The organism is Pseudomonas sp. W5-36 (genome assembly GCF_046540455.1).
Classification (GTDB): domain Bacteria; phylum Pseudomonadota; class Gammaproteobacteria; order Pseudomonadales; family Pseudomonadaceae; genus Aquipseudomonas; species Aquipseudomonas graminis_B.
On sequence record NZ_JAXCIQ010000003.1, the window covers coordinates 301,056 to 324,926 of the forward strand.

Annotated in this window: 22 protein-coding genes; 7 read left to right on the plus strand and 15 right to left on the minus strand. The window is 61.9% G+C overall.

Going from position 1 to position 23,871, the window contains the following annotated elements; genetic code table 11:
• Positions 1 to 76: 76 nt before the first annotated feature.
• The 9 genes from SLW74_RS07290 to SLW74_RS07330 all read right to left on the minus strand — a co-directional run bounded on the left by SLW74_RS07290 (position 77) and on the right by SLW74_RS07330 (position 10,413).
• Positions 77 to 1,174, minus strand: coding sequence for a DUF1513 domain-containing protein (locus tag SLW74_RS07290; RefSeq protein WP_410928485.1), 1,098 nt, complete (start codon positions 1,172 to 1,174; stop codon positions 77 to 79).
• A 1-nt stretch (position 1,175) separates the two neighbouring features.
• Positions 1,176 to 2,240, minus strand: a complete 1,065-nt coding sequence (locus SLW74_RS07295; protein ID WP_410928486.1) for an imelysin family protein — start codon at positions 2,238 to 2,240, stop codon at positions 1,176 to 1,178.
• 27 nt (positions 2,241 to 2,267) lie between these two features.
• Complete coding sequence (locus tag SLW74_RS07300; RefSeq protein WP_410928487.1) at positions 2,268 to 3,695, minus strand: di-heme oxidoredictase family protein; 1,428 nt, start codon at positions 3,693 to 3,695, stop codon at positions 2,268 to 2,270.
• A gap of 139 nt (positions 3,696 to 3,834) precedes the next feature.
• On the minus strand, positions 3,835 to 4,374 hold the full coding sequence (locus SLW74_RS07305; protein ID WP_065992198.1) for an AP2/ERF family transcription factor: 540 nt from the start codon (positions 4,372 to 4,374) through the stop codon (positions 3,835 to 3,837).
• A 268-nt stretch (positions 4,375 to 4,642) separates the two neighbouring features.
• Positions 4,643 to 5,998 carry an imelysin family protein gene (locus tag SLW74_RS07310; RefSeq protein ID WP_065992202.1) on the minus strand — a complete coding sequence of 452 codons (1,356 nt, stop codon included), beginning with the start codon at positions 5,996 to 5,998 and terminating at the stop codon, positions 4,643 to 4,645.
• 215 nt (positions 5,999 to 6,213) lie between these two features.
• On the minus strand, positions 6,214 to 8,265 hold the full coding sequence (locus SLW74_RS07315) for a putative bifunctional diguanylate cyclase/phosphodiesterase (protein WP_065992207.1): 2,052 nt from the start codon (positions 8,263 to 8,265) through the stop codon (positions 6,214 to 6,216).
• A gap of 311 nt (positions 8,266 to 8,576) precedes the next feature.
• Complete coding sequence (locus SLW74_RS07320; protein WP_065992213.1) at positions 8,577 to 9,173, minus strand: superoxide dismutase; 597 nt, start codon at positions 9,171 to 9,173, stop codon at positions 8,577 to 8,579.
• A gap of 202 nt (positions 9,174 to 9,375) precedes the next feature.
• Positions 9,376 to 9,978 carry a LysE/ArgO family amino acid transporter gene (locus SLW74_RS07325; protein ID WP_410928488.1) on the minus strand — a complete coding sequence of 201 codons (603 nt, stop codon included), beginning with the start codon at positions 9,976 to 9,978 and terminating at the stop codon, positions 9,376 to 9,378.
• 36 nt (positions 9,979 to 10,014) lie between these two features.
• A complete protein-coding gene (locus SLW74_RS07330; RefSeq protein ID WP_410928489.1) occupies positions 10,015 to 10,413 on the minus strand; it encodes an ACT domain-containing protein in 399 nt (132 codons plus the stop codon).
• A gap of 106 nt (positions 10,414 to 10,519) precedes the next feature.
• Between SLW74_RS07330 and SLW74_RS07335 the strand changes: the two genes are divergently transcribed.
• The 3 genes from SLW74_RS07335 to SLW74_RS07345 all read left to right on the plus strand — a co-directional run bounded on the left by SLW74_RS07335 (position 10,520) and on the right by SLW74_RS07345 (position 13,428).
• Positions 10,520 to 11,419 carry a LysR family transcriptional regulator ArgP gene (locus SLW74_RS07335; RefSeq protein ID WP_410928490.1) on the plus strand — a complete coding sequence of 300 codons (900 nt, stop codon included), beginning with the start codon at positions 10,520 to 10,522 and terminating at the stop codon, positions 11,417 to 11,419.
• Positions 11,420 to 11,507: 88 nt separating this feature from the next.
• Entirely contained in the window at positions 11,508 to 12,506 is a 999-nt protein-coding gene (locus SLW74_RS07340) for an NAD-dependent epimerase/dehydratase family protein (RefSeq protein ID WP_410928491.1), read from the plus strand.
• 67 nt (positions 12,507 to 12,573) lie between these two features.
• Positions 12,574 to 13,428 (plus strand): ATPase, encoded by an 855-nt coding sequence (locus SLW74_RS07345; protein WP_410928492.1) that lies wholly within the window; start codon positions 12,574 to 12,576, stop codon positions 13,426 to 13,428.
• Positions 13,429 to 13,989: 561 nt separating this feature from the next.
• Here SLW74_RS07345 and SLW74_RS07350 read toward each other — a convergent pair.
• From SLW74_RS07350 to SLW74_RS07360, 3 genes are read right to left on the minus strand one after another with little or no spacing between them, the layout of a single operon-like run.
• A complete protein-coding gene (locus SLW74_RS07350; protein ID WP_410928493.1) occupies positions 13,990 to 15,039 on the minus strand; it encodes an alkene reductase in 1,050 nt (349 codons plus the stop codon).
• Between the two features lie 58 nt (positions 15,040 to 15,097).
• Positions 15,098 to 16,264: an MFS transporter gene (locus SLW74_RS07355; RefSeq protein ID WP_065992222.1), complete on the minus strand. Its 1,167-nt coding sequence runs from the start codon at positions 16,262 to 16,264 to the stop codon at positions 15,098 to 15,100.
• Between the two features lie 30 nt (positions 16,265 to 16,294).
• Positions 16,295 to 16,603, minus strand: coding sequence for an ArsR/SmtB family transcription factor (locus tag SLW74_RS07360; RefSeq protein WP_065992224.1), 309 nt, complete (start codon positions 16,601 to 16,603; stop codon positions 16,295 to 16,297).
• Between the two features lie 278 nt (positions 16,604 to 16,881).
• Here SLW74_RS07360 and SLW74_RS07365 point away from each other — a divergent pair, with 278 nt between their 5' ends.
• A complete protein-coding gene (locus SLW74_RS07365; protein WP_410928494.1) occupies positions 16,882 to 17,478 on the plus strand; it encodes an ACP phosphodiesterase in 597 nt (198 codons plus the stop codon).
• Here SLW74_RS07365 and SLW74_RS07370 read toward each other — a convergent pair.
• Both SLW74_RS07370 and olsB read right to left on the minus strand, forming a co-directional pair.
• Complete coding sequence (locus SLW74_RS07370) at positions 17,439 to 18,227, minus strand: lysophospholipid acyltransferase family protein (RefSeq protein WP_410928495.1); 789 nt, start codon at positions 18,225 to 18,227, stop codon at positions 17,439 to 17,441. The two genes, SLW74_RS07365 and SLW74_RS07370, sit on opposite strands and share 40 nt — an antisense overlap.
• A complete protein-coding gene (gene olsB / locus SLW74_RS07375) occupies positions 18,227 to 18,982 on the minus strand; it encodes an L-ornithine N(alpha)-acyltransferase (protein ID WP_410928496.1) in 756 nt (251 codons plus the stop codon). The genes SLW74_RS07370 and olsB overlap by 1 nt, the downstream gene beginning before the upstream one ends.
• A 195-nt stretch (positions 18,983 to 19,177) precedes the next feature.
• Between olsB and SLW74_RS07380 the strand changes: the two genes are divergently transcribed.
• The 3 genes from SLW74_RS07380 to SLW74_RS07390 all read left to right on the plus strand — a co-directional run bounded on the left by SLW74_RS07380 (position 19,178) and on the right by SLW74_RS07390 (position 21,914).
• The gene (locus tag SLW74_RS07380) at positions 19,178 to 20,272 is read left to right on the plus strand and encodes a serine hydrolase domain-containing protein (protein WP_410928497.1); all 1,095 of its coding nucleotides are present in this window, start codon (positions 19,178 to 19,180) and stop codon (positions 20,270 to 20,272) included.
• Complete coding sequence (locus SLW74_RS07385; protein ID WP_410928498.1) at positions 20,269 to 20,607, plus strand: amidase; 339 nt, start codon at positions 20,269 to 20,271, stop codon at positions 20,605 to 20,607. Before SLW74_RS07380 ends, SLW74_RS07385 begins: the two co-directional genes overlap by 4 nt.
• Before the next feature lie 149 nt (positions 20,608 to 20,756).
• Entirely contained in the window at positions 20,757 to 21,914 is a 1,158-nt protein-coding gene (locus SLW74_RS07390) for a phospholipase D-like domain-containing protein (protein ID WP_065992236.1), read from the plus strand.
• A gap of 74 nt (positions 21,915 to 21,988) precedes the next feature.
• Here the strand turns inward: SLW74_RS07390 and SLW74_RS07395 are convergent, their stop codons facing one another.
• A complete protein-coding gene (locus SLW74_RS07395; RefSeq protein ID WP_410928499.1) occupies positions 21,989 to 23,512 on the minus strand; it encodes a fumarate hydratase in 1,524 nt (507 codons plus the stop codon).
• Positions 23,513 to 23,871 lie beyond the last annotated feature (359 nt).

The window sequence follows — 23,871 nt, forward strand, 5'->3', positions numbered from 1 at the left end:
CCGATGAATCAGGCGAGCACGTTAGTCGTGTCGCGGTTTAGTTGCCAGTGGCATTGAGCAGGACTTCCATTCCCGATCAAACCAAATGCAGATGGTTGTCCCACAACCCCGCCGGCAGCTCCAGCGGCTTGGCGACCAGCACCGTCTCGCGGCAGTCATAGAAACGGCAGCGGCCCTGGCCCGAGGTTACGACGAAGCCGTCCGTCACCGCACCCACCCCGGCGCAGTCGGGCAGTGGTGCGTCGAGCTTCAGCGCGCCGCTGTCCAGGTCCCAGATGAAGAAGCGGTTGCCCCTTGGCGCGGTCAGTGCCACCAGCCGCAGGTCGTTGTGAATGGCGACGCTGGCGGTGTAAAGGGCCATCGCCTGTAGCTGTTGCTCGGCCACCGGAAAGGCCTGAAACGGTTGGCCCGGCCGTTTGATGGCCAGTAGCTCGGCGGACTCGTGGGAGGGGCCCATGAACTGCTGGCCCGCGACGATGGTGCCGTCGCTGGCGATCGCCATATGGCGCACGCTGTTCATCTGTTGCGACAAGGTCTCTTTGCTCAGCAGCGTGCCGTCGCGTTGCATCAATACCAGGCTCGGCTCCATGGCGTCGAGGTTCATTTCGACGCGGCTCTCGGCCTCGGTGCGAATGCCGCCGTTGGCAACTGCGAGGGTCTCGCCATCCGGCATCCATGACACTTGGTGAGGGCCTACGCCGTGGGTAGAAATTTCCCCGGTGCGTTGCAGCCGCTCATCAACGAATCGATACACGCCCAACAGCCCTCGGCCCGGTTCCGTGGTGTCGTTTTCGGTGGCGTACAGCCATTCGCCGTCCTTGTGGATGACCGCGTGGCCGTAGAAGTGTCGGTGGGGTTGCGAGGTGATGGTTTGCAGCAGGCGACCGTCGCGCAGGTCGATCAGGTAACTTTCGGTCCCTGGCCGGCGTGCGACGAACAGCGCGATCGGCAAGCTCGGATGATTGATGATGTCGTGACAGCGCTGGGCGACGGCGGTGGCGAAGACTTGCGTGCCGTCGACGCGATAACCCACCGCAAAGTGCTGGCCGTTGCCGTCGTCCCGCGCGGACAACAGCAGCGGGCTTTCGCCTCTTTTCGCGAACAGCGTCCAGCCGCCAAACGTGACGGCGCTGAGCAGCAGGCTGCCCAGACCCAGAGCCTGACGTCGCAACATATCAGTCACCATCATTGGCGTTGAAGCCCAGTTGGATGCCCAGCGCTTTGGCCAGCTCGCCCTCGTGCAGGCGATGAACCACGTTGAGGCTATCGTAGAAGGCGTTGAGCTGCTGGCGGCCTTCTTCGCTGGCCAACAGATCCCCGAGTGGCGGTTTCAGCGCGGCCAGCTGTCGATTGCTCTCAGCGTAGGCGGCGTCAATCTTGTCGGCCAACGGCTTTTGCTCCTTCGGCAATAGTCCGCGCAACCCCTTGTTGTCGACGCCGGCCCAGACGGTCTGCGCACTGGCCAGACTCGCCTGCAAGCTGCTGAGCGAGGCTTTGCTGCGCCAGGCTTCGGCCTGAAACGGTTGCGGTACGCCTTTGGTGCCACGGCCCAGCGGGGTGCCGAGCTTTTTCTTCAGCGAGTCCAGCGCAGTCACTTGCACGCGCAGCAACTCGGCAATGGCTTCGTGGGAATCGGCGTAACGCTGATTGGGAAACTTGCTCAACTGAGCGAGCATGCCGTCGTTGCTGTTCCAACTGCTGAGGATGTCTTCGGCCAACGCTTTCTGACGCTCGCCGATGGCCACCAGCAGCGGGCAGTAGCGGGCTTTCTGCTCGGCATTGGTCATGTCGATGTCGGCGTCGAAGAGGATGTATTCATAGGCCGACAGGCCCTGAACCACCACACTGGATTTGCCCAGGGCATCGGCGCTGATCTGCGGCTGTGCGGTGACCAGTTGCTCCACCTGACGACCGACGAGGTTCTTTTTGTCCGGCCAGAACTGAATCTGCCAGGCGCGATTACCTTCGGCCAGCGGTCCGATCAGCAGCGGTTGCAGCTCGGCCCAGGCTTTTTGTGCGTAGAGGAAATCGGCGCGGGCGGTGTCCAGGTCGGATTTGCCCTGACAGTAGGACAGGGCACTGATCGCCAGTTGCCGGTCGGCATCGACCCAACGGCTGTAGGTCGGCAGGATGACCTGACTGGCAATGGCGGCAGACGTCACGGCTTGCGGGTCCGACGGCGCGCACGCGCCCAGTGCCAGTGCGGCAAGGCTGGTGAGCAACAACTTGGGGCGGAACATGCCCGACTCCTTATCTTCAGAAATACGTTAGAGAGAATTCAAGAACGCCAGCAGCGCCCCGCGCTGTTCCGCGTCGAAGGCCAGCACCTGACGTTGCGCCGGCAGCGCCTCGCCGCCGTGCCAGAGCACGGCCTCCATCAGGTTGCGGGCGCGCCCGTCGTGCAGAAACTGCGTGTGGCCACTGACGGCTTGCGTCAGGCCGATGCCCCACAGCGGCGGGGTGCGCCACTGTTGGCCGCTGGCCTGAAATTCGCTGAGATTGTCGGCCAGGCCTTCGCCCATGTCATGCAGCAGCAGATCGGTGTAAGGGCGGATGACCTGATTCGCCAGTTCGGGTTCGGCGGCATCGGCGGAGGTAGTGAATTGGGGCGTATGGCACTGCTGGCAACCTGCTTTGAAAAACAGATTCTTGCCCGCCAGTACCTGCGGGTCGGCCACGTCTCGCCGGGCCGGAACGCCCAGATTACGGGTGTAGAAAGTGATCAGCCGCAGGATGTTGTCGCTGACCTCCGGCTCGCCGTTCGGGCCATTGCCGTTGGGCGCAGCAAGGCACGCGGTCTGTGACGGCGTGCAGTCGTCGACCGGCATCAAGGTGGACGTCAGGCCCATGTCACCCGCCAGTGCGTGGGCATTCTGCTGTTTGATGCTCGGCTGCGAGGCTTTCCAGCCGAAACGTCCGAGGACGGATTTCTGCTGCGCATCGTCCCAGACCCAGTTGGGTTTACCGGTGATGCCGGTGCCCTGTTCATCATCCGGGTTGGCGTTGGCCAGAATCGCGGCCTGAGGAATGGCTTCCAGAAGTCCCAGCCCGATCATCGGCGGCGCAATACGCGCGGACGCTCGCGTCTGCGGGTGCATCGGGCCGTAACCGGGTTGGGTGATCTGCAGGGTAGGGCGGCGCAGATGCACCGGGGTGCCATCGCGAAAATGCAGGGTCATCGAATCGTAGTCGACCCGAACCTTGCCTTCAGGCGTCACGCCTGGGATGGCCATGTCCTGGAGTTGTTTGCCGTACACCGGCTCAGGCGTCAGGCCCAGTTGCTTGATGCGTTCGGCGAATGCCGGCTCATCGGGAATCGACAGGCGCACCAGCATGGAGACAGCGTTGTCGGCACCAGGCTCGGGCGGGTGTCCGCGACCGTCCTTGATGTGGCAGTTCTGGCAGGCGTTGGTGTTGAACAGCGGGCCCAGACCGTCACGGGCGGTGGTCGTCGAGGGGGCGATCACCCAGGGGTTGCGGAAGAAACTGTTGCCGACGCTGAAGTCCAGTCGCCGGGCAGGCGACAGGTTGGCCGAGGGCAGGGAAAACGCGTTGCGGTCGCGCTTGTTGACGGTGGTGGCGCCGCCGGACCGCGACTCCCCTGGCTCGGCTGCGGTGAAACGCGGGGCGTCATCGCACCCACTGACGGCCAGCGCCATCAGCAGAAGAAACGAAGGACGTAACCGCGCAGTCATACAGGTCCTGCAAAGGGGTGGAAATCGGGGCGAGCAAGCTTACCAGCCCCGTGTTTTATGAATAAGAGGGATTAGCGTTTGAAGGACCTCTCGTAACGTGTTGTTACCAAATCATCCGCAGGCAACGGGTCGGTAAAGCTCACGCTCCGGCGATCTCCAGGGCCGGGTTTTCCACGAGCAGCTGCATCAGGCGCCGTTCGCCCTCGACCACCTTGAACGACCGATAATCGCCAATGCCGTCGAGCTGCCGTTCGCGTTCGCGGATCGCCAGCTCCTTGGCCCGCTCGTAGCCGTAATGCTCGACCCTGAACGACTTGGTGACACTGCTGCCGTTGCGTAGCGTGGTCCGCGCCACCCAATAGGCAATGCCGGTGTAGCAGCGGTAATGCACCCCCGGATAGCCGCTGGTGTTGGTGGCGATGATGCGTTGACGGATGTCGCGGCTGAGCTTGGGCAGGTGCGCCAGCAGCAACTGGTCACGGCACGCGTCGGCGGCTTGGCGTGCCGGGTCACGGCCCCCGTAGCGGGAGAATGAGAAGAGCCGGTTGAAGGTCCTGCCATCGCGGTAGATCGTCACCTTCCAGGCACGCGGGCCCTTGACGCCGACCAGCAGGTGGATACCGTAATCGTTGGCTTTGAGCTTACTGACGCGGCGCCTTTTATTGTTTCTCTTGGGCACTTTCTGTCTCCTCCTGGATAGGGTGGGGTCAAGGAAGTGCGCATGATCGGCGGCGGGGGAGGCGTGTTCAATCCGACAAGGAGCGAACAGGAAATGCCCTACAAAGCTTACAGACCGGTCCCCGGATAAGGCCGGTTTTGGTGAGGTTTGGAGCTTCGATTGACGAAAAAAATGCCGGCCCGTGGTCGGGTCGGCATTTGTTTGCAGCTGGACCGGCTTCACTCCGAAAGGCGTGGCCCCACAGGGTTTGAAGCGGACGTGATGGGGATCAGAACTCGTGGTCGGCGTTGTCCGGGTTCAGGTCGGTGATGCCCAGCTTGCCGGCCGCTTGCTCGATGGCCCCGGTCTGTTTGACCAACGCAGCAATGGCATTGCGCACCACCTCGTTGCCTGCTGTATTGCCGGCCGCGATGAGCTGGTCGAAATGCTCGCCCTTGTTGGCGTGGTCGACGATGACCTGCAGCTTTGCCTGGGTCGCGTCGAGGTCGGCACGAACGGTCTGGTCGGTCGCAGCGTCGGCCTTGGCCACCAGCGAAGACAGGCTTGGGCCAGTCACTTTGCTGCCGTCGACGCGGGTGTATTCGCCCAGGTAAACGTTGCGGATGCCCAGACCGTTGTAGAAGTGCGAGTTGTGGGTGTTGTCACTGAAGCAATCGTGCTCGTCCTCGCTGGAATTGGCCTCCAGCGCGACTTTCATGCGTTCGCCTGCCAGTTCACCCAGCGACAGGCTGCCCATGCCGAAGAGCATTTTGCGCAGTCCGCTCTCGGCGGATTCTGCTTCCAGTGTGGCGCGGTAGTTGTCGGCGACGCCCGGTTTCCAGTTATTGACCATTTCTTCGAGGTCGCTCACCAGCAGGTCGGTGACGGCCTTCAGGTAGGCGCGACGGCGGTCGTTGTGGCCGCCGGTGCCGCCCTGGCCTTCGATGTAGTCACTGGCCGGACGCTCGCCGGCGCCCGGGCCGGTGCCGTGCAGGTCCTGGCCCCAGAGCAGGAATTCGATGGCGTGGTAACCGGTCGCCACGTTGGCTTCCGAACCGCCGAGCTCGTTCAGGCTGGCGAGTTTTTCAGGGGTGATTTCGCTGACGTCGACTTTGTCCTCACCCACTTGCACGGACGTGTTGGCGATGATGTTGGCAGTCGCGCCCGGGTTGCCCAGTGCGTGCTGGTAATCCTTGGCGACGTAGTCGATCAAGCCTTCGTCCAGCGGCCATGCGTTCACCTGACCTTCCCAGTCGTCGATGATGGTGTTGCCGAAGCGGAACACTTCGCTTTGCATGTAAGGCACCCGCGCCGCGACCCACGCTGCACGCGCTGCTTTCAGGGTCTGGTCATTGGGGGTGGCGAGGAAAGCGTCGACTGCCGTGCTGAGGGTTTTGGCAGTGGATTCGGCGTCGCTGAAGACGGCAAATACCATGTTGGCGTAGTTGGCGACCACTGCTTTGGTGGCGGCTTCGCTGGACTGGGTCGGTGCAGCGGCGGGGGTCGGCGCTGTGGCTGGGGCGGCGGCTGCGGCAGGTGCCGGGGCAGGCGCTGCAGCGGCGGGTTTGTCCTTGCCTTGATCACAACCGGCCAGAGCAATAGCGACAGCCAGCAGACTTGCGGTTGCCAGGGGCATACGAATCATGACGGAATCCTGCATCGAGAAGAGGTATAAACGGTGGCGAACGCCAAAAAATGCTGCGCCATAATGCGAAAGATTTGCATTCGGTGTAAAGGCCATTTGCCCAGGCAGTCTGAGGGAGATATTTCAAGCTGTTTCAAGGGAGAGGTAAGGTGCCGCGTCGCAATGGCGAGGGGGAATCCCCGCAACGGCTGCCTCTTCGTCGCAAGGCAGGCGTGCTACAGCGCCTCGCTGTGAGTGCGCTGGGCTTGCTTGAGGTAAACCAGCAGTTCCCGCGCCGGCAGTGGCTTGCTGTAAAAATAGCCCTGACCTTCGTGGCAACCCTCGGAAATGATGTACGCCTCTTGCTCGGCGGTTTCCACGCCCTCGGCAATCACCTGCATGCCCAGGCTTTTGCCGAGCTGGATGATGGCGCGCACGATGGTTGCGTCGTCATCGTCGTCGAGCAAATCCTGCACGAAGCTCTTGTCGATCTTGATCTTGTCCAGCGGCAGGCTTTTCAGATAACTCAGCGATGAATAACCGGTGCCGAAGTCATCAATGGCGATCAACGCCCCGGAGCGGCGCAGGCTCAGCAGATGCTGGGCGGCGGTCGTGATGTCTTCCATCAGGCCGGTTTCAGTGACTTCCAGCTCCAGACTGCGGGGCGGCAAGCGGTAGATCTGCAGCAGGTTGTTCACCACCCGCGGCAATTCGGCGTGGTGCAGCTGCACGGTGGACAGGTTCACCGCCATGCGCAGGTCGCTGAAGCCTTGATCGTGCCATTCGCGCAGCTGTTTGCAGGCCTGATCCAGCACCCACTCGCCGATGGCGATAATGGTGCCGTTCTGCTCGGCCAACGGGATGAACAGGTCAGGGGGCACGAAGCCGTGTTCCGGGTGAATCCAGCGGATCAGTGCTTCGACGCCGACCACACTGTGGTCGCGGTAGCTGATCTGCGGCTGATAGACCAGATGAAACTGCTCGCGGGCCATGGCTTCGCGCAGGTCCTTCTCCAGCTCACGTCGACGGCGCATCTCGCTGTCGACGCTGGCGATATAAAACTGGTAGCGATTGCGCGAGCGGGTCTTGGCCAGCGTCATGGTCTGTTCGGCTTTCTGCAGCAGCTTCTCGGTGCTGTCGCCATCTTCGGGGAACAGCGTGATGCCGATGGTGGCGCGCAAGCGAATCTCTTGCTGATCAACAGCGAAGGGCGCCTCCAGATCGTCGAGGATGTTCTGCGCCAACTCGGCGGCTTCATAAGGCTGTTCGATATCGGCCTGGACCAGCGCGAACTGGTCGCCGCCCAGGCGGGCGAGGGCGCCGAGACGTCCGCTGTGGCCGCGCAATCGATCGGCGAGGGCCAGCAGCAACTGGTCGCCGGCCTGATAGCTGAATTGTTCGTTGATGCCTTTGAAGTCATCCAGCCCGACGCATAACACCGCAACCCGATGCTGCACCTTACCGGCGTCGACGAGGATTTTGTCCAGTTGCTTCTGCAGTTGCAGCCGGTTGGGCAGCCCGGTGAGGAAGTCGTATTGGGACATCCGCAACAGGCTGGATTCAGCCTCGTGGCGCAGGGTGGTGTTGCGCTCGATGGACGCCAGCAGTTGGTTGGCGGTGTTGACCCAGATCCCCAGCTCGTTTTTTTCGTGGCCTTTGAGCAGGGGCAGTTGGTGTTCACTGGGGCGGTCGGGGTTGATGGTGGTCAGGTGCTCGATGATTCTCGACAGCGGTTTGGTCAGCAGCCAGTGGTAAACCAGGTATAGCACCAGACCCAACGCCAGCGCGCGCAACACGCCGGAGATGAAGATGATCATCGAGTTGGTGAGGAAGGTTTCGCCGTAGGTGGCGGTGTCCAGGGTGATGCGCAGGTCGCCGTAGTATTCGCTGTACGGACTGCGGCCGACCAGTTGGGTGGTGAAGCTGCGTTCCTGGCCAAGGATCAGATCGGTCAGCCAGCGGGTAGGGGTGACTTCGAGGGCGCGGGATTTCTCGGCGAGCACCGTCTCGTTGGGATGACCAATGGACGCCAGTCGCACCGCTTCGTCCTGAAACAACCCTTCGATGACCTGCATGCCCATTTCCCGGTCCAGGCTGTAGACGGCCTGTGTCGAAGGGTCGCGAAACATGTCGAGGATACGCGCTGCGTCCGAAGCAACGGCCTGGCGGGTTTTGTATGCGTCGTAGACGATCTGTGCGCAACTGAGCACGACCCCCACGATCAGCGCTGAAAGCAGCACAACGCGAAGCAGCTTCACCGACAAGCTGTGTTTGAGTTCCAGCTTCAAATGGCCATTCCTTCATCCATGCTGATAGCGGCCTGACTGTGTGCACGCACGGGCAATGCAGGCATTCGGATCAGACGCCTCTGGCTTGCGCCTGACCCCATCAATCGGGAAAACACTTAACAGGCAGACCACTCAGGCTAACCGTACTGTGTCGGTCGTCCGCGGGAAGAACTTGAGCCCAGCCGTTTGAATCAGCACGAAATTTGATATTAGTCGGCTATCGCTTCCAGACAATACATAAACGACAAACAGAAGGCGAAAAAAAAACCCGGACGTGCCGGGCTTTTTTTATTCGAGCATTCAAGCATTCATCAGGCGGTGAAGCTTTTGCCTTCGAACTGCTCGGCAACGAACTTCCAGTTGACCAGGTTCCAGAACGCCTCGACGTACTTTGGACGCAGGTTACGGTAGTCGATGTAGTAAGCGTGTTCCCAGACGTCGCACGTCAGCAGCGGGGTGTCGCCGCTGGTGATCGGGTTGCCGGCGCCGATGGTGCTGGCCAGTGCCAGGGAACCGTCAGCTTTCTTCACCAGCCAGCCCCAGCCGGAGCCGAACGTGCCGATGGAGGTCTTGCTGAATTCTTCCTTGAACTTGTCGAAGGAACCGAACGCAGCGTTGATTGCATCAGCCAGAGCGCCGGTCGGTTGGCCGCCGGCGTTTGGCGCCAGGCAGTTCCAGTAGAACGTGTGGTTCCAGACTTGAGCGGCGTTGTTGAAGATACCGCCCGAGGACGTCTTGACGATTTCTTCCAGAGTCTTGCCTTCGAACTCGGTGCCTGGCACCAGGTTGTTCAGGTTCACGACGTAGGTGTTGTGGTGCTTGTCGTGGTGGTATTCCAGAGTTTCCTTGGAGATGTGCGGTGCCAGAGCATCATGTGCGTACGGCAGCGGAGGCAATTCAAAAGCCATGGTAATTCTCCTAATCAGGTCAGTTGCGGTTTGCGCAAGGCCGATCACGGGCGGCCAGACAGAACTTACGCTGGCGAGTTTGTACTCTTTGCAGCGCAGGGGCTGGATCATAGCACCGGCCCCGGACCTTAACCACGCAACAACAGTGTGGGATAGAGGTTCCAGAGCATTGCGCTGAAAGCGCAGTGGCAGGCTTGGGTTTTCACGCCGTTCTGATCAATTGCACCGCCACGCTGAACATCATCACCGCGACCATCAGGTCCAGCAGGCGCCAGGTGGCCGGGCGCGCGAGCCACGGCGCCAGCCAGGCGGCGCCGATCGCCAGCGTCGAAAACCACAATACCGAAGCGCTGGCTGCACCGGCCACATAGGCGCCGGGCGCCGTTTGCTGCGCGCCGAGCGAGCCGATCAGCAGTACCGTGTCGAGATAAACGTGCGGGTTCAGCATGGTCACCGCCAGGGCGGTCAGCAATACCGCGCGGCGTGACCGCTGGCCGTCGGTGTCGCCGTTGGCGAGGCTCTGCGGTGACAACGCGCGGCGCAAAGCCATGGCGCCGTACCACAGCAGAAACACCACTCCGCCCCAGCGCGCCACCGCCAGAAGCGTCGGGTTGTGGGCCAGCACATTGGCCAGCCCGAACACGCCGGCGGCCACCAACAGGGCGTCGCACACGATGCACAGCAAGGCCACGGACAGGTGGTGTTCGCGACGCAGACTTTGCGCCAGCACGTAAGCGTTCTGGGTGCCGATGGCCATGATCAGCCCGAGGGAAACCAACAGGCCATTGAGGTAGCTTTGCCACATGATGTCGGGCCTCGATCAGTTCAGGGATGGACGGGATCAGGCGCTCGTCGCCAGTGCGCGCAAGGTGCTCATGGCCTCCAGCGCGTCGTCCTTACCCACGAAAAGATGGTCGTGGTAAAAGCCCGCGACCACGTTGCAACTGATGCCCGCCTGCCCCAGTGCGCTGGCGAACGCGGCGGTCAGCCCGACGGCCGCGAGTGAGGAATGGACGGTCAGGGTAATCCAGGCCATGACGTAATCGCTGGCCAGGCCCAGGTGCTGCGCCTGGCTGCGTTCAAGTATGACGGTCAGGCCTTCACGCTCCCTGAAGCTGCCGATCACCTCGACACCTTGCACGTGGCCGCTGTCAGCCACGGTGCAGAACACGTAATCACCTTCGTTCAGTTCGGGGTCCATGCTGCGCAGCAACGCGCTGAGGGAGGTTTCGCCAGTCATTGATATTCGCCGTTTGTTGAGGTGGGCATCAGTCAGTGGTGGCGATTGTCAGGCGAGAGCGAGTATAAGAAAAACCAATAAAGCTCATCACCCATTAGAGAAACTGATGTTCGACTACAAGTTGCTTTCCGCGCTGGCAGCGGTGATCGAGCAAGCCGGCTTCGAGCGTGCTGCGCACGTGCTTGGCCTTTCGCAGTCGGCGGTGTCCCAGCGCATCAAGCTGCTGGAAGCGCGGGTCGGCCAGCCAGTACTGGTCCGGGCGACGCCGCCCACGCCGACAGACATCGGCCGGCGCTTGCTCAACCATGTCCAGCAGGTGCGCTTGCTGGAGCGGGATCTGCAAAGCGTGGTGCCCGCGCTGGACGAAGGCGGCATGCCCGAGCGCCTGCGCATCGCACTGAACGCCGACAGCCTGGCGACCTGGTGGGCCCTCGCGGTCTGGGACTTCTGCGCCGAGCATCGATTGCTCACTGATCTCGTGGTTGAGGATCAGGATGTCGGGCTCAAACGCATGCGCGCCGGTGAAGTGGCCGCGTGTCTGTGCGGCAGTGAACGGCCGGTGGCGGGGGCGCGAAGTGTGTTGCTCGGCGCCATGCGCTACCGGGCGCTGGCCAGCCCTGACTTCATCGATCGGCATTTCCCGCAGGGCGTGACGCCGCAAGCGGTCGCCCGATCGCCCGCGCTGGTGTTCGGCCCGGATGATTTCCTGCAGCACCGCTACCTCGCTTCGCTGGGAGTCGAAGGCGGTTTCGAGCATCATTTGTGTCCCTCGTCCGAAGGCTTCATGCGCATGGTCGAAGCCGGAATGGGCTGGGGACTGGTGCCGGAATTGCAGGTCCGCGGGCAATTGGCGAGCGGTCAACTGGTCGAGTTGCTGGCCGATCACTGCATTGATGTACCGTTGTACTGGCATCATTGGCGCAATGGCGGTCGCTTGCTGACGGAGCTGACGGACCATCTGGCGAAAAAAGCGGGGCAATGGCTGGTGCCGTTGCAGCCTGAGTGAACGTCAGTAGTCGACGCAGCAGATTGTAGGATCGGTCGCAGAACAGCCGCGGCGATCACAGGCAAAAGATGATTAAACGGAGCAGGCAATGAAAATTCTGGTCACCGGCGCAGGCGGCTTCATTGGCGGACGCTTCGCGCGTTTCGCGCTGGAGCAAGGCTTGAGCGTCCGGGTCAACGGCCGTCGTGCGGAGGGTGTCGAGCATCTGGTGCGGCGCGGGGCCGAGTTCATCCAGGGCGATCTTTCCGATCCGGAACTCGTTCATGCGCTGTGTGACGACGTCGAAGCCGTGGTCCATTGCGCGGGTGCGGTGGGCACATGGGGACGACGCCAGGACTTCCATCAGGGCAACGTTCAAGTCACCGAAAACGTCGTTGAAGCCTGCCTGAAACAGAGAGTCCGGCGGTTGGTGCATCTGTCCTCGCCCTCGATCTATTTCGATGGCCGATCGCACCTCGATATCCGTGAGGAGCAAGTGCCCAAGCGCTTCGGCAATCACTACGCCGCGACCAAATACCTGGCCGAGCAAAAAGTATTTGGTGCTGAAGAGTTCGGTCTGGAAGTGATCGCCCTGCGTCCTCGTTTTGTGACGGGCGCAGGTGACACGAGCATTTTCCCGCGACTGCTGCAGATGCAGCAGAAGAAGCGCTTGTCGATCATCGGCAACGGCCTGAACAAGGTCGACTTCACCAGCATTCAAAACCTCAATGAAGCGCTGCTCAGCAGTTTGCTGGCGGCGGGTTCGGCGCTGGGCAAGGCCTACAACATCAGTAATGGCGCGCCGGTGCCGCTCTGGGACGTGGTCAATTACGTCATGCGCCAGATGGAATTGCCACCGGTCAGGCGTTATCGGTCTTACGGCCTGGCGTACACCGCGGCGGCCATGAACGAGGCGGCGTGCCTGATCTGGCCCGGGCAACCTGAACCGACGCTGTCGCGCATCGGGATACAGGTGATGAGCCGGGATTTCACGCTTGATATCAATCGCGCCAGGCATTATCTGGATTACCAGCCCGACGTCAGCGTGTGGACCGCCCTCGACGAGTTCTGCGGCTGGTGGAAAGCCCAGCACGGCGGCGCGTTGTAAAAGGCTTCAACATCCGTGGTTATACTGCGAGCCATTCAGATTCAGCGGTTTTTTCAAAGGTAAATCCATGCGCAAAGATCCCTATGACGACGTCGATGACGTCCCGAGCCTCAGCGCCAAAGACGATGACGATGACTTTCTGCCGCCACCGGGCGCCCGCGAGCGCACGACGGTGTATTCCCGTGATACGCCGGTGGTGAAGGTGAAGGCGCCCGGTACCGGTGCGTTGTGGGCGTTGATCTGTGTGCTGTTTATCGCGTTTTGCGGCCTGGGCTGGTGGAGTTTTCAGCAGGTCTCGTTGATGGAGCAGCAACTGGTGGCGACGCAGGAAAGCTTCGCGCGGATCAGTGAGGAGGCGGCGGGGCGCTTGCAGGATATTTCCGGCAAGGTGGTGGCCACCGAGTCGATGGCGAGCAGCAGCGAGGCGCTGAAGGCGCAGATCAAGCAGTTGCAGGATCAGTTGGCTGATCAGAGCAAGCAGCAGCAGGGCGTGGCAGGTTTGCAGGGCGGGCTGGACAAGCGGCTGGAGCAGATCAGTACGCAGAGTCAGCAGCAGCAGGCGGTCAATCAGCAGTTGCAGGATCAGCTGAAGGCCGTGACCACGGAGCTGGCGGCGTTGAAGGCGGCGGTGCCGGATGGCAAGTCGGTTCAGGCTGAGCAGGAGCGGCTGGAGTCGCAGTTGAAGGGCTTGAGCGCGGACGTGGCGAGTCTGAAGAAGGCGAATGGCAGTCAGGCGATCGAGCAGCTTGAGCAGGATATGGTGGTGGTGAAGAGTGAGTTGGAGAATCGTCCGGCAGCTGCTTCGTCGGGTGCCAGCACGGCGGAGTTTGATGCGTTTCGTGGTCAGATGACGCGGACGATTAACACGTTGCAGAGTCAGATTCAGACGTTGTCGCAGCAGATTAATGCGCGGGGGCAGTAGATCAAAGGCGTCGGCCTAACGGCCTCGGGTTTCGCCTTCGGCGAGTTACTTGGAAAAGCACCCCAAGTAACCAAGGGTGCCTGCTCCTGGTTGGGCCCTTCCTTCGTCAGGGTTCCCTGACTCCGGTCCCGCTCCGTGGGCCCGCGCCGAACGGACATCCATGTCCTGACGGCGCTCTCGCCGCATCCATGCGGCTCGGCCCACTGCGCGAGACCTGCGTTCAGCCTGCACCCAAGTCGCGGTTGGCGGTGACTGGGCTTTTTGCGCAGGAAGATCAAAAGCAGATCACAAGCAGATCAAAAGCTTCCCGGCTGAAGCCGGTCCTACAGTCAAAGCTGGTCTTACAGCCGCCGCCGGTCTTACTGGCTGGAGGCTATGCTTTTAGTGGGACCGGCTTTAGCCGGGAAGGGGCCAGTGAGCGGCTAGAGGGGACAGCGGCTAGAGGGGACTGATTTATTTACAGCGCTTCTCCGTAAATTAATCTGTCCCCGGTCTACCGTTGCCGATCGTTCCCACGCTCTGCGTGGAAACGCAGCCCTCGACGCTCCGCGTCTTCTGTACTTACAGCGTCGGGTAATCCACATAGCCTTCGGCGCCTTTGGCGTAGAAGGTTTCGGGATGAGGTTCGTTCAGCGGGGCATCCTTGGCCAGACGTGCCGGCAGGTCGGGATTGGCGATGAAGGGCACGCCGAAGGCGACGGCGTCGGCCTTGCCGCTCGCCAGCCAGGCGTTGGCGCTTTCTTTGGTGAATTTCTCGTTGGCGATGAACACGCCGCCGAACGCTTCTTTCAGGCGTGGGCCCAAGCTGTCGTCGAGTTCACGTTCGCGGGCGCAGATGAACGCGATGCCGCGTTTGCCCAATTCGCGGGCGACGTAGGTGAAGGTCTCTGCCAGGTTGGCGTCGCCCATGTCGTGCGCGTCAGCGCGGGGTGCCAGGTGCACGCCGACACGGCCAGCGCCCCAGACGTCAACGGCGGCGTCGGTCACTTCCAGCAGCAGGCGTGCGCGGTTTTCCAGCGAGTCGCCGTAGGCATCGGTGCGGGTGTTGGTGCTGGTCTGCAGGAACTGGTCGAGCAGGTAACCGTTGGCGCCGTGGATCTCTACGCCGTCAAAGCCGGCGGCCTTGGCGTTCTCGGCACCGACGCGGTAGGCGTCGACGATCTCTTCGATTTCAGCCAGTTCCAGTGCGCGAGGGGTGACGTAATCAGACAGCGGACGCACCAGGCTCACGTGCCCTTTTGGCTGGATAGCGCTCGGCGCAACCGGGGTTTCGCCGTTCAAATAAGTCGGGTGCGAAACGCGACCCACGTGCCACAGTTGCAGCACCATCTTGCCGCCCGCCGCGTGGACGGCTTTGGTGATGTTGGCCCAGCCGCGCACTTGATCGTTGGACCAGATGCCCGGGGTGTCGGGGTAGCCAACGCCCATGGGCATGACCGAAGTGGCTTCGCTGATGATCAGACCAGCCGAGGCGCGCTGAACGTAATACTCGGCCATCATCGCGTTGGGCACGCGGCCTTCGTCGGCGCGGCAGCGGGTCAGCGGCGCCATGATGATGCGGTTGGTCAGTTCCAGGTCACCCATCTTGATCGGGTCAAAAATCGTGGTCATCGTGAAATCCTTAGTGCAGTCGGTAAAAGGTGGATCCGCAGGTTTCAAATTCGGGGAATCAGTTGGTCACAGGGGCCATTTCGACATCGTTGCGCTGACGGAAATTGATCAACGTAACCAGTAGCGCCAGCACCGCCAGAACGCCAGCAGCCAGAGGCACGGTGGTCAGGCCGAAGCCATGGGCGATGACGCTGCCGCCGACCCAGGCGCCCAGCGCATTGCCCACGTTGAAGGCGCCGATGTTCAGGGTGGACACCAGATTGGGCGCGGCCTTGCCGAAGGTCACCACGTTGATCTGCAAGGCAGGCACGGCGGCGAACGCAGCGGTGGCCCAGAGGAACAGGGTGATTTCAGCCGGGATCAGCGCCGTGCTGGTCCAGCTCAGCACCGTGGAGATCACTGCCATGGCGATGAACACGCCGATCAGCGTGGCGGCCAGTCGGCGGTCGGCGAGTTTGCCACCGATGATATTGCCCAGCGTCAGGCCGAGGCCGATGAGCATCAGCGTCCAGGTCACGCCCAGCGGCGAGACGCCGGTGACTTCGCCCAACAGTGGCGCAACGTAGGTGAAGAGGGCGAACACAGAGGCGGCGAACAGCGCGGTCATGCTCAGCGACAGCCAGATGCCCACGCCTTTGAGCGCGGCCAGCTCGGCGCGCATGTCGAGTTTCTCCTCATCGCGCTTGCTCGGCAGGAAGCGAATCAGGCCGATGAAGGCGATGACGCCAATCACCGTCACCGCGAAGAAGGTCGAGCGCCAGCCGGCCTGTTGTCCCAGTGCAGTGCCCAACGGGACGCCGAGGACGTTGGCCAGGGTCAGGCCGGTGAACATCAGCGCGACGGCCGAAGCGCGACGATTGGCCGGGACCAGATTTGCCGCTACCACCGACCCGATGCCGAAGAACGCGCCATGGCACAGCGCGGTGACCACGCGGGCGAACATCAGAATGTTGTAGTCCGCCGCCAGCGCGCAGAGCAGATTGCCGATGATGAAGACGCCCATCAACGTGACCAACGCGCCTTTGCGCGGGAGCTTGGCGGTGGCCATCGCCATGAACGGCGCGCCGATTGCAACGCCCAGGGCGTAGCCGGTCACCAGCCAGCCGGCACCGGGAATGCTGACGCCCAGATCGCTGGCGACGTCGGGAAGCAAGCCCATGATGACGAATTCGGTCGTCCCGATGGCAAAGGCGCTCAGGGCCAGAATGAGTAGTGAAAGGGGCACGTTGCGTCTCCTGGATGTGGGGCGAAGGGCTCAGAGCCGCTGCGTCAGTTGCTGCAAGAACGCCTGAATGACGTCTTCGTTGCGCTTGAAAAAATGCCACTGGCCGTGTTTCTGGTTGGTGATCAGACCGGCCCTTTGCAATGTGGCCAGATGGGCAGAAACGGTCGACTGCGACAGACCGGCGCGCTGGTCGATCTGCCCCGCACACACACCGCCATCAATGGTGTGACGCTGATCGGGGAAAGTCGTAACCGGGTCTTTGAGCCAGTCCAGAATCTGCCGGCGAACCGGGTGGGCGAGGGCTTTGATGATTTCGTCGATATCGATGTCAGTAGGCATGTCGTGCTCAGTGCAGGTGCGCTGTATCGCGATGGGGCGAACCTTATATCTATAAATCGCGATATACAAATATGAATAAGTGCTTAGGACGGGCTGGTTCGTTATATCGGGTTATAACGATATGGCGCTGGGCTGATCTGTTGGTAGAGCGTTGACGGGCATTCCCGCTTTACAGGCGCAGGGAATGTGGCGACTGTACGAGCGTCATTGCGCATGAGTCCCCGCACATTCGGCGGACTCAGGCGCAGAAAAAAGGCTCGCAGCAATAGGCAACAACCATGAATTACCTCGCACACCTGCACCTCGGCGGGCAGACGCCGGCGCAATTGCTGGGCAGCCTGTACGGCGACTTCGTAAAAGGCCTGCTGCCGGGGCGCTTCCCGGCAGACATCGAAAGCGCGATTCGTCTGCACCGGCGAATCGATGCATTCACTGATTCGCACCCGCTTATCAAGCAGGCACTGGGGCGTTTTCCCGATGGCCGTCGTCGCTATGCCGGCATTGCTCTGGATGTGTTTTTCGACCATTGCCTAGCGCGGGACTGGCACCTGTATTCCGACGAGCCGCTGGATGGCTTCACGCGTAAGGTTTACCGCGTGCTGGCCGAAGAGCCCGCGTTGCCAGAGCGTCTCGCGTTGATTGCGCCGCGCATGGCGGCGCAGGACTGGCTGGGTTCGTACCGTGAATTTTCGGTGGTGGGTGATGCGCTGGCTGGCATCTCGCGTCGCCTGACACGGCCGGAAGGCCTGGCCGGGGTCAACCAAGAGTTGCACGCGCTGTACCGACCACTGAGTGACGATTTCAGCGCGTTTTATCCTGAACTTCAGGCGTTTGCTCAGGCGGCCTTGGCGGCGGAACGTACCATCACCGGTTGAACCGCCTCACCGAACAGCGCGACCTGTACCGCCTGCTGCGCTTCGAACGCCAGCGCTGCGCGTTCTTTCCCCACAGAAGCGATAGGCGAGAGCAGCTGGATATGCACTTCACTCACTTCATTTGCGAACAGCCGACGCAGGTGCGAGAGCAGGTCGTCGTCGCCAATGAACGGCGCAATCTGATCCGGCTGGCCGTCCCGCACGTATTGAATGGCAACAGGCTGTACCGGCACGCCGGTTTCAATGGCGCTGGACAGCAGGCGGCCGTGGAAGGTACGCAAGCTGCGACCGTCGGTGGTGGTACCCTCGGGGAAGATCACCAGCGAATGCCTGCCCAGCAAGTGCTGGCCCATCTGCTTCTGAATCAGCTTGCTGTCGCCCGAGCCCCGGCGAATGAACAATGTGCCGGCTTTCAAGGCCAGCCAGCCCGCCAACGGCCAGGTGCGCACTTCGGCCTTGGACAGGAACGACAGCGGCGCCAGCATGCCCAGCAGCGGGATGTCGGTCCACGACACATGATTGCTCACCCACAACATCGGCTCGCTCGGCAGCTTGCCGCTGACGGTCACACGAAACGGCAGCGCGGCACTCAGGCGCGCCATGAACCAGGCGGTCCAGCGCTGGCGACGGGCCATGGAATTGCCGATGCGCAGGCGTTCCATCAGGGCAAAGGTGCCGGCGATGCTCAAGCCCAGCGCAATCACCCAGAGCACCCGCACCACGCGCGCATGACTGCGCCAGGTGCTCATCACACCGCTGCCTTGAAGTGGCGAGCGTAGCGTGGGCACAGCTCGTCGCGCTTGAGAAGGATGAAGACGTCGGCGACCTGGAAATCTTCGTCCCAGCACGGCTCGCCACAGATCTTCGCGCCCAGGCGCATGTAAGCCTTGAGCAGGGGCGGCATCTCACAAATGACGTTGTTGGGCAGGTCCAGCATCGGCAGGGGATTCTTCGGTTCGGCGCGCAGGTGTTCGTTGCACAGATAACGTTCGCGCAGGCGTTGCATGATCGCGTGGGCCTGAATGCCGCCGTCCTGCATCGGAATGCTCGCGCAGCCCATCAGGTAGCTGTAGCCGCCTTCGTTGAGGATCTCGGCCAGTTCGCTCCACAACACGGCGATGGTGCCGCCGTTGCGGTAGGACGGATCGACACAGGTCCGGCCCAATTCCAGGATCGGGCCCTGTAAATGGCGCAGGCCGTGCAGGCTGAATTCTTCTTCGCTGTAGAATTTGCCCAGGGTGCTGGCGGCCTTGTGGTCCAGCAAGCGGGTGGTGGCGACCAGACGACCGCTGCTCAGGTCGCGCACGCCGATGTGCATGCAGTGAACGTCGTAATCATCGATATCCAGGCCCAGCTCGGCGCCCTTGAGCCTGGCGTTGAATTCGCCACTGAACACACTGAAGCGCAACGCCTGTGCTTCCTGCAGGGCCTTCTCACCGACCAGGCGTTCAGCCTGCAGGCGACGTTCGGTTCGGGTGTCTCGAATGCTGGCGATCTGAGTCATGCGGCGTCTCCGTAATCCCGCCTTCGTCCAGGCGGGTCGACTGATTGTTCGAGCATTGCTGTACGAATTCAGGCTAGGGAGAGGCCGTGTCACGACCATTAAGCTTTGGTGATGGTTGCGTGACAGGGGTTTGCGTTCAATGGTCTGTCATTATTGAGTGCTAGGGTTGCCTGCATCCGAGCCCGAGTCCTGTCCATGAGCCGTCTGCTGTTAACACTCGCGCTGTTCCTCATCAGCTGTTCAGCCGCAGCCGAAACCTGGCCGACGCCGGATTGGCCCGAGCGCCTGCTCAGTCAAAACGCTGCCATTACTGCCCTCGATGCTTACGCCTTCCCGACCCGCGACGAGGTCGAACGCAAGGGCGTGCGCACAGACGCGCTGCTGATCATTCACGACGGCGAAGTGGTGTATGAACGCTATGGCGGCGTGACCCGGGCAGACACCCCGCACCTGACCTGGTCGATCAGCAAAAGCATTCTGGCGAGCGTACTTGGCGTCGCGTTTGGTGAAAGCCGTTTCAAGCTTGAAGACCCCGTCGCCAGGTTCTACCCGCCGTTCAGCGCGCATCCCGATATCAAACTTCAGGACCTGCTGCACTGGGCTTCGGGGCTGGACTGGCAGGAAGATTACGAATACGCGCCGCTCAACTCGTCTGTCGTGGCGATGCTTTACACCCGAGGGCGCGGCGACATGGCGCGGTACACCGCCGAACACGTTGCCGCCAGTGCGCCCGGCACTTCATACCGCTATTCCAGTGGCGACAGCACTGTCCTCGCCGCCGCACTCAAAGGCATGGTCGGTGAGAGGGCTTACGCGGATTACCCCTGGACTGCATTGTTCGACCCGCTGGGCATCACCAGCGCCACGTGGGAGCGCGATGCCATCGGCACTTTCGTCGGGTCGTCCTACGCGTACATGACGGCCCGCGATCTGGCGCGCATCGGCCTGCTGATGGAACGCGGCGGGCGCTGGCAAGACCGCCAGTTGCTGCCCGAGGCCTGGGTTGATTTCAACCTGACGCCGTTCAAATCCCTTACCCCGACCCCGGCCGATGAAGCCCCCGGCGGTCACTGGTGGCTGAACAAGGCCGCCGACGGCAACCTCGGTCCGTGGCCCGACGCACCTCCCGACACCTTCGCCGCACTCGGCCATTGGGGGCAGGCGCTGTACGTGATCCCCAGCGCGAAGCTGGTGATCGTTCGCTACGCCGACGATCGCGACGGCACTTATGACCACAACCAGTTGCTCAAGCTGGCGCTGAAGGCCGTGGCCGGGGAGGGTGATCAATGAACGCTCGCAAGGCATTCATCCGACGCCGCCCATTCCGCAGCTTCTTCATACTGATGCTGCTGATCATTGCCGGCCTGATCTGGAACTGGCGCGTTCAGCTGCAGGTATTCCCCAGCATCATCAGCGCCTACACCGCCAAAGAATATTGCTCGTGCCGCTTCGTCATGGATAACCCTGCAGACTATTGCCGCCGCTACGTGAAGCAGTGGCTGCCGAGCACCCTCGACGAAGACGCGCTGAACAAGCGCATCACTGCGACAGGGCTGGGCCGCGAGAGCGCAGCGCAGTGGGAGGGCCCGCGCCAGGGCTGCCGTTTGTCGCCGCCGGTGCCGTAGAACGTTGAAGTTTGCGTGCGGTCAGACAGCCGGATAGGGTTGCGCATCGCACCCTCTGGAGTCCGCATGTCTATTCGCCTTCCTTCCTCGTTCGCCTGCGCGCTAAATGCCGTTGATGCCTGTGCCTTGATCGCCACGGCGCGCCGCTCATGAGGGGCGCGATTTTTCCGTGGCGCGAGGAAAATCAGTTCAACCTGCTGATCGACGGCCCGGCGTTTTTTCCGCGCATGATCGCTGCGATTGAAGGCGCGCAGCAGCAAATAGAGCTTGAACTGTATCTGGTGGAAGCCGGGGCCTGCGCCGAGGCGATCGTGCAGGCGCTGGTCGGTGCGGCGAATCGCGGGGTCATCGTGAGGTGTCTGTTCGATGGTTTCGGCGCCGCGGCGTTCACGATCAGCCTGCGCAAGCGCCTGACAGACGCCGGCGTGATTCTGCGTTTCTATAATCCCGTCCATTGGCGGCGTGGCTTTCGAAACCTCTACCGCGACCACCGCAAACTGCTGCTGGTCGACAAAGAGCTGGCGGTGGTGGGCGGGACGGGTGTCACCGACGAGTTCTGGCGCCCGGACCTGAACAGCAGCGAGTGGCATGAGGTGATGGTCGAGATTCGCGGGCCGCTGGTGATCGACTGGCAAGCGTTGTTCGACCGCCAGTTCCACGCCAACCCTCGGCGGCGAGCATGGCGGCCTGCGGAAAACTTCGGTCTGCCGCGTCTGCCCAAGGCACCCGTCAGCGGGAATGGGCTGGGTCGTGTGGCCTATGCCGATTCCCGTCAGCACCGGGATATCGTGCAGTCACTGGTGCGTGCACTGAACACCAGCAAGACGCGCATCTGGCTGGCGACGCCGTATTTCCTGCCGACCTGGAAAGTCCGCCGTGCCTTGCGCCGAGCGGCCTCTCGGGGCGTCGATGTGCGCCTGCTGCTCACCGGTCCGCGCACCGATCACCCGTCGGTTCGCTACGCCGGCCACCGTTATTACCCGCGCTTGCTCAAGGCAGGGGTGCAAATCTTCGAATACCAGCCGTGCTTCCTGCACCTGAAAATGGTGCTGATCGACGACTGGGTCAGCGTTGGCTCATGCAACTTCGATCACTGGAATCTGCGCTTCAATCTGGAAGCCAACCTCGAAGCGATCGACCCCGCGCTGACCCGTGCCGTGGCCGCCAGCTTCACCCAGGATTTTGCCGTGAGCAGTGAAATCACCCTAGACGGCTGGAAATCCAGACCGCTGTGGCGACGGGTTCAGGAGCGCGTATGGGGATGGCTGGATCGGCTGGTGGTGAACGTGCTTGATCGACGGGGGTAAACGCCTCCGCAACCATCGCCCACAAAAAAGCCCGACACGCAGGTCGGGCTTTTTCGTTTTAGCGATTGAAACGCTTACTGCACTTCCACCGCCAGGCTTTCACTGATCTTCTTCTGCCAGATGGCGGGGCCGGTGATGTGAACCGACTCGCCCTTGCTGTCGACGGCAACCGTGACGGGCATGTCCTTGACCTCGAACTCGTAGACCGCTTCCATGCCCAGCTCCGGGAACGCCAGCACTTGCGACTTCTTGATCGCCTGAGCGACCAGATAAGCGGCGCCGCCAACGGCCATCAGGTAAACCGCTTTGTTGTCCTTGATCGCCTCGATGGCGGTCGGGCCGCGCTCGGATTTGCCGATCATGCCCAACAGGCCGGTCTGCTCAAGGATCTGGCGGGTGAACTTGTCCATCCGCGTCGCGGTGGTCGGCCCGGCAGGCCCCACCACTTCGTCACCGACCGGATCAACCGGGCCGACGTAATAGATGAAGCGGCCCTTCAGGTCTACCGGGAGGGTTTCGCCCTTGTTCAGCATCTCGACCATGCGCTTGTGCGCCGCGTCGCGACCGGTGAGCATTTTGCCGTTGAGCAGGACGGTTTCGCCCGGCTTCCAGCTCTGCACGTCTTCCGGCGTCAGCGTGTCGAGGTTGACGCGGCGCGCCGACGGGCCGGCTTCCCAGACGATCTCGGGGTAGGCGTCCAGCGGTGGCGCTTCCAGCGAAGCCGGGCCGGAGCCGTCGAGGACGAAGTGGGCATGGCGGGTGGCGGCGCAGTTAGGGATCATGCAGACCGGCAAGGACGCTGCGTGGGTCGGGTAATCCATGATCTTGACGTCGAGCACGGTGGTCAGACCGCCGAGGCCCTGGGCGCCGATGCCCAGCTGGTTGACCTTCTCGAACAGCTCCAGACGCATTTCTTCCAGACGGTTCGACGGGCCGCGCGCCTTGAGCTCGTGGATGTCGATGGATTCCATCAAGACTTCCTTGGCCATGACCGCCGCTTTCTCGGCCGTACCGCCGATGCCGATGCCGAGCATGCCGGGTGGGCACCAGCCCGCGCCCATGGTCGGCACGGTTTTCAGCACCCAGTCGACGATCGAGTCGGACGGGTTGAGCATCGCCATCTTCGATTTGTTTTCCGAACCGCCGCCCTTGGCCGCCACGTCCACTTCTACGGTATTACCCGGAACGATGGAGTAGTGAATGACCGCAGGTGTGTTGTCCTTGGTGTTCTTGCGGGCGCCGGCCGGATCGGCGAGGATCGAGGCGCGCAGGACGTTTTCCGGCAGGTTGTAGGCGCGACGCACGCCTTCGTTGATCATGTCGTCCAGGCCCATGGTCGCGCCATCCCAGCGCACGTCCATGCCGACGCGGACGAACACGGTCACAATGCCGGTGTCCTGGCAGATTGGCCGGTGACCGGTGGCGCACATGCGCGAATTGATCAGAATCTGGGCCATGGAGTCGCGTGCAGCGGGCGACTCTTCTCGCAGGTAGGCCTCGTGCATGGCCTGGATGAAATCAACGGGGTGGTAGTAAGAAATGAACTGCAAGGCGTCAGCGACACTCTGGATCAGGTCATCTTGCTTGATCACGGTCATTGGGCGCGCTCCTCTGATTTGGCGGGAACATTCGAATTGCGGGTGGCGACGGGACCGCTTGGGCCGGATGAAAGCATCTTGATCAGGCGTCAGACAGCCGGGCAACACCTCGGCAGGCCGGGGTAAAAAAGGCGCGGCAGTATAACCCGAGGTCAAACAAGGTACATCTGCCGAGCGCCAATCAATGGTCGAACATCGTACAACGTATATACCGAAACACCGGTGAAACAGATTGCTACGGCCGTCTGGAACACAGGAATTTGAATAGTCATTTTTTTGCGCAAGCACTACAGTGGCAAGCTGCCTGCATTACCGCGCACGGCGCAGGATTGCTTCGATCTGGTGCCTGAAAAGTATCA

Excerpts from the sequence above, each read along its gene's own strand:
- SLW74_RS07290 (WP_410928485.1), bottom strand. The coding sequence starts at position 1,174 with ATGTTGCGACGTCAGGCTCTGGGTCTGGGCAGCCTGCTGCTCAGCGCC.
- SLW74_RS07295 (WP_410928486.1), bottom strand. The coding sequence starts at position 2,240 with ATGTTCCGCCCCAAGTTGTTGCTCACCAGCCTTGCCGCACTGGCACTG.
- SLW74_RS07300 (WP_410928487.1), bottom strand. The coding sequence starts at position 3,695 with ATGACTGCGCGGTTACGTCCTTCGTTTCTTCTGCTGATGGCGCTGGCC.
- SLW74_RS07310 (WP_065992202.1), bottom strand. The coding sequence starts at position 5,998 with ATGATTCGTATGCCCCTGGCAACCGCAAGTCTGCTGGCTGTCGCTATT.
- SLW74_RS07320 (WP_065992213.1), bottom strand. The coding sequence starts at position 9,173 with ATGGCTTTTGAATTGCCTCCGCTGCCGTACGCACATGATGCTCTGGCA.
- SLW74_RS07325 (WP_410928488.1), bottom strand. The coding sequence starts at position 9,978 with ATGTGGCAAAGCTACCTCAATGGCCTGTTGGTTTCCCTCGGGCTGATC.
- SLW74_RS07330 (WP_410928489.1), bottom strand. The coding sequence starts at position 10,413 with ATGACTGGCGAAACCTCCCTCAGCGCGTTGCTGCGCAGCATGGACCCC.
- SLW74_RS07335 (WP_410928490.1), top strand. The coding sequence starts at position 10,520 with ATGTTCGACTACAAGTTGCTTTCCGCGCTGGCAGCGGTGATCGAGCAA.
- SLW74_RS07340 (WP_410928491.1), top strand. The coding sequence starts at position 11,508 with ATGAAAATTCTGGTCACCGGCGCAGGCGGCTTCATTGGCGGACGCTTC.
- SLW74_RS07345 (WP_410928492.1), top strand. The coding sequence starts at position 12,574 with ATGCGCAAAGATCCCTATGACGACGTCGATGACGTCCCGAGCCTCAGC.
- SLW74_RS07350 (WP_410928493.1), bottom strand. The coding sequence starts at position 15,039 with ATGACCACGATTTTTGACCCGATCAAGATGGGTGACCTGGAACTGACC.
- SLW74_RS07360 (WP_065992224.1), bottom strand. The coding sequence starts at position 16,603 with ATGCCTACTGACATCGATATCGACGAAATCATCAAAGCCCTCGCCCAC.
- SLW74_RS07365 (WP_410928494.1), top strand. The coding sequence starts at position 16,882 with ATGAATTACCTCGCACACCTGCACCTCGGCGGGCAGACGCCGGCGCAA.
- SLW74_RS07370 (WP_410928495.1), bottom strand. The coding sequence starts at position 18,227 with ATGAGCACCTGGCGCAGTCATGCGCGCGTGGTGCGGGTGCTCTGGGTG.
- olsB (WP_410928496.1), bottom strand. The coding sequence starts at position 18,982 with ATGACTCAGATCGCCAGCATTCGAGACACCCGAACCGAACGTCGCCTG.
- SLW74_RS07380 (WP_410928497.1), top strand. The coding sequence starts at position 19,178 with ATGAGCCGTCTGCTGTTAACACTCGCGCTGTTCCTCATCAGCTGTTCA.
- SLW74_RS07385 (WP_410928498.1), top strand. The coding sequence starts at position 20,269 with ATGAACGCTCGCAAGGCATTCATCCGACGCCGCCCATTCCGCAGCTTC.
- SLW74_RS07390 (WP_065992236.1), top strand. The coding sequence starts at position 20,757 with ATGAGGGGCGCGATTTTTCCGTGGCGCGAGGAAAATCAGTTCAACCTG.
- SLW74_RS07395 (WP_410928499.1), bottom strand. The coding sequence starts at position 23,512 with ATGACCGTGATCAAGCAAGATGACCTGATCCAGAGTGTCGCTGACGCC.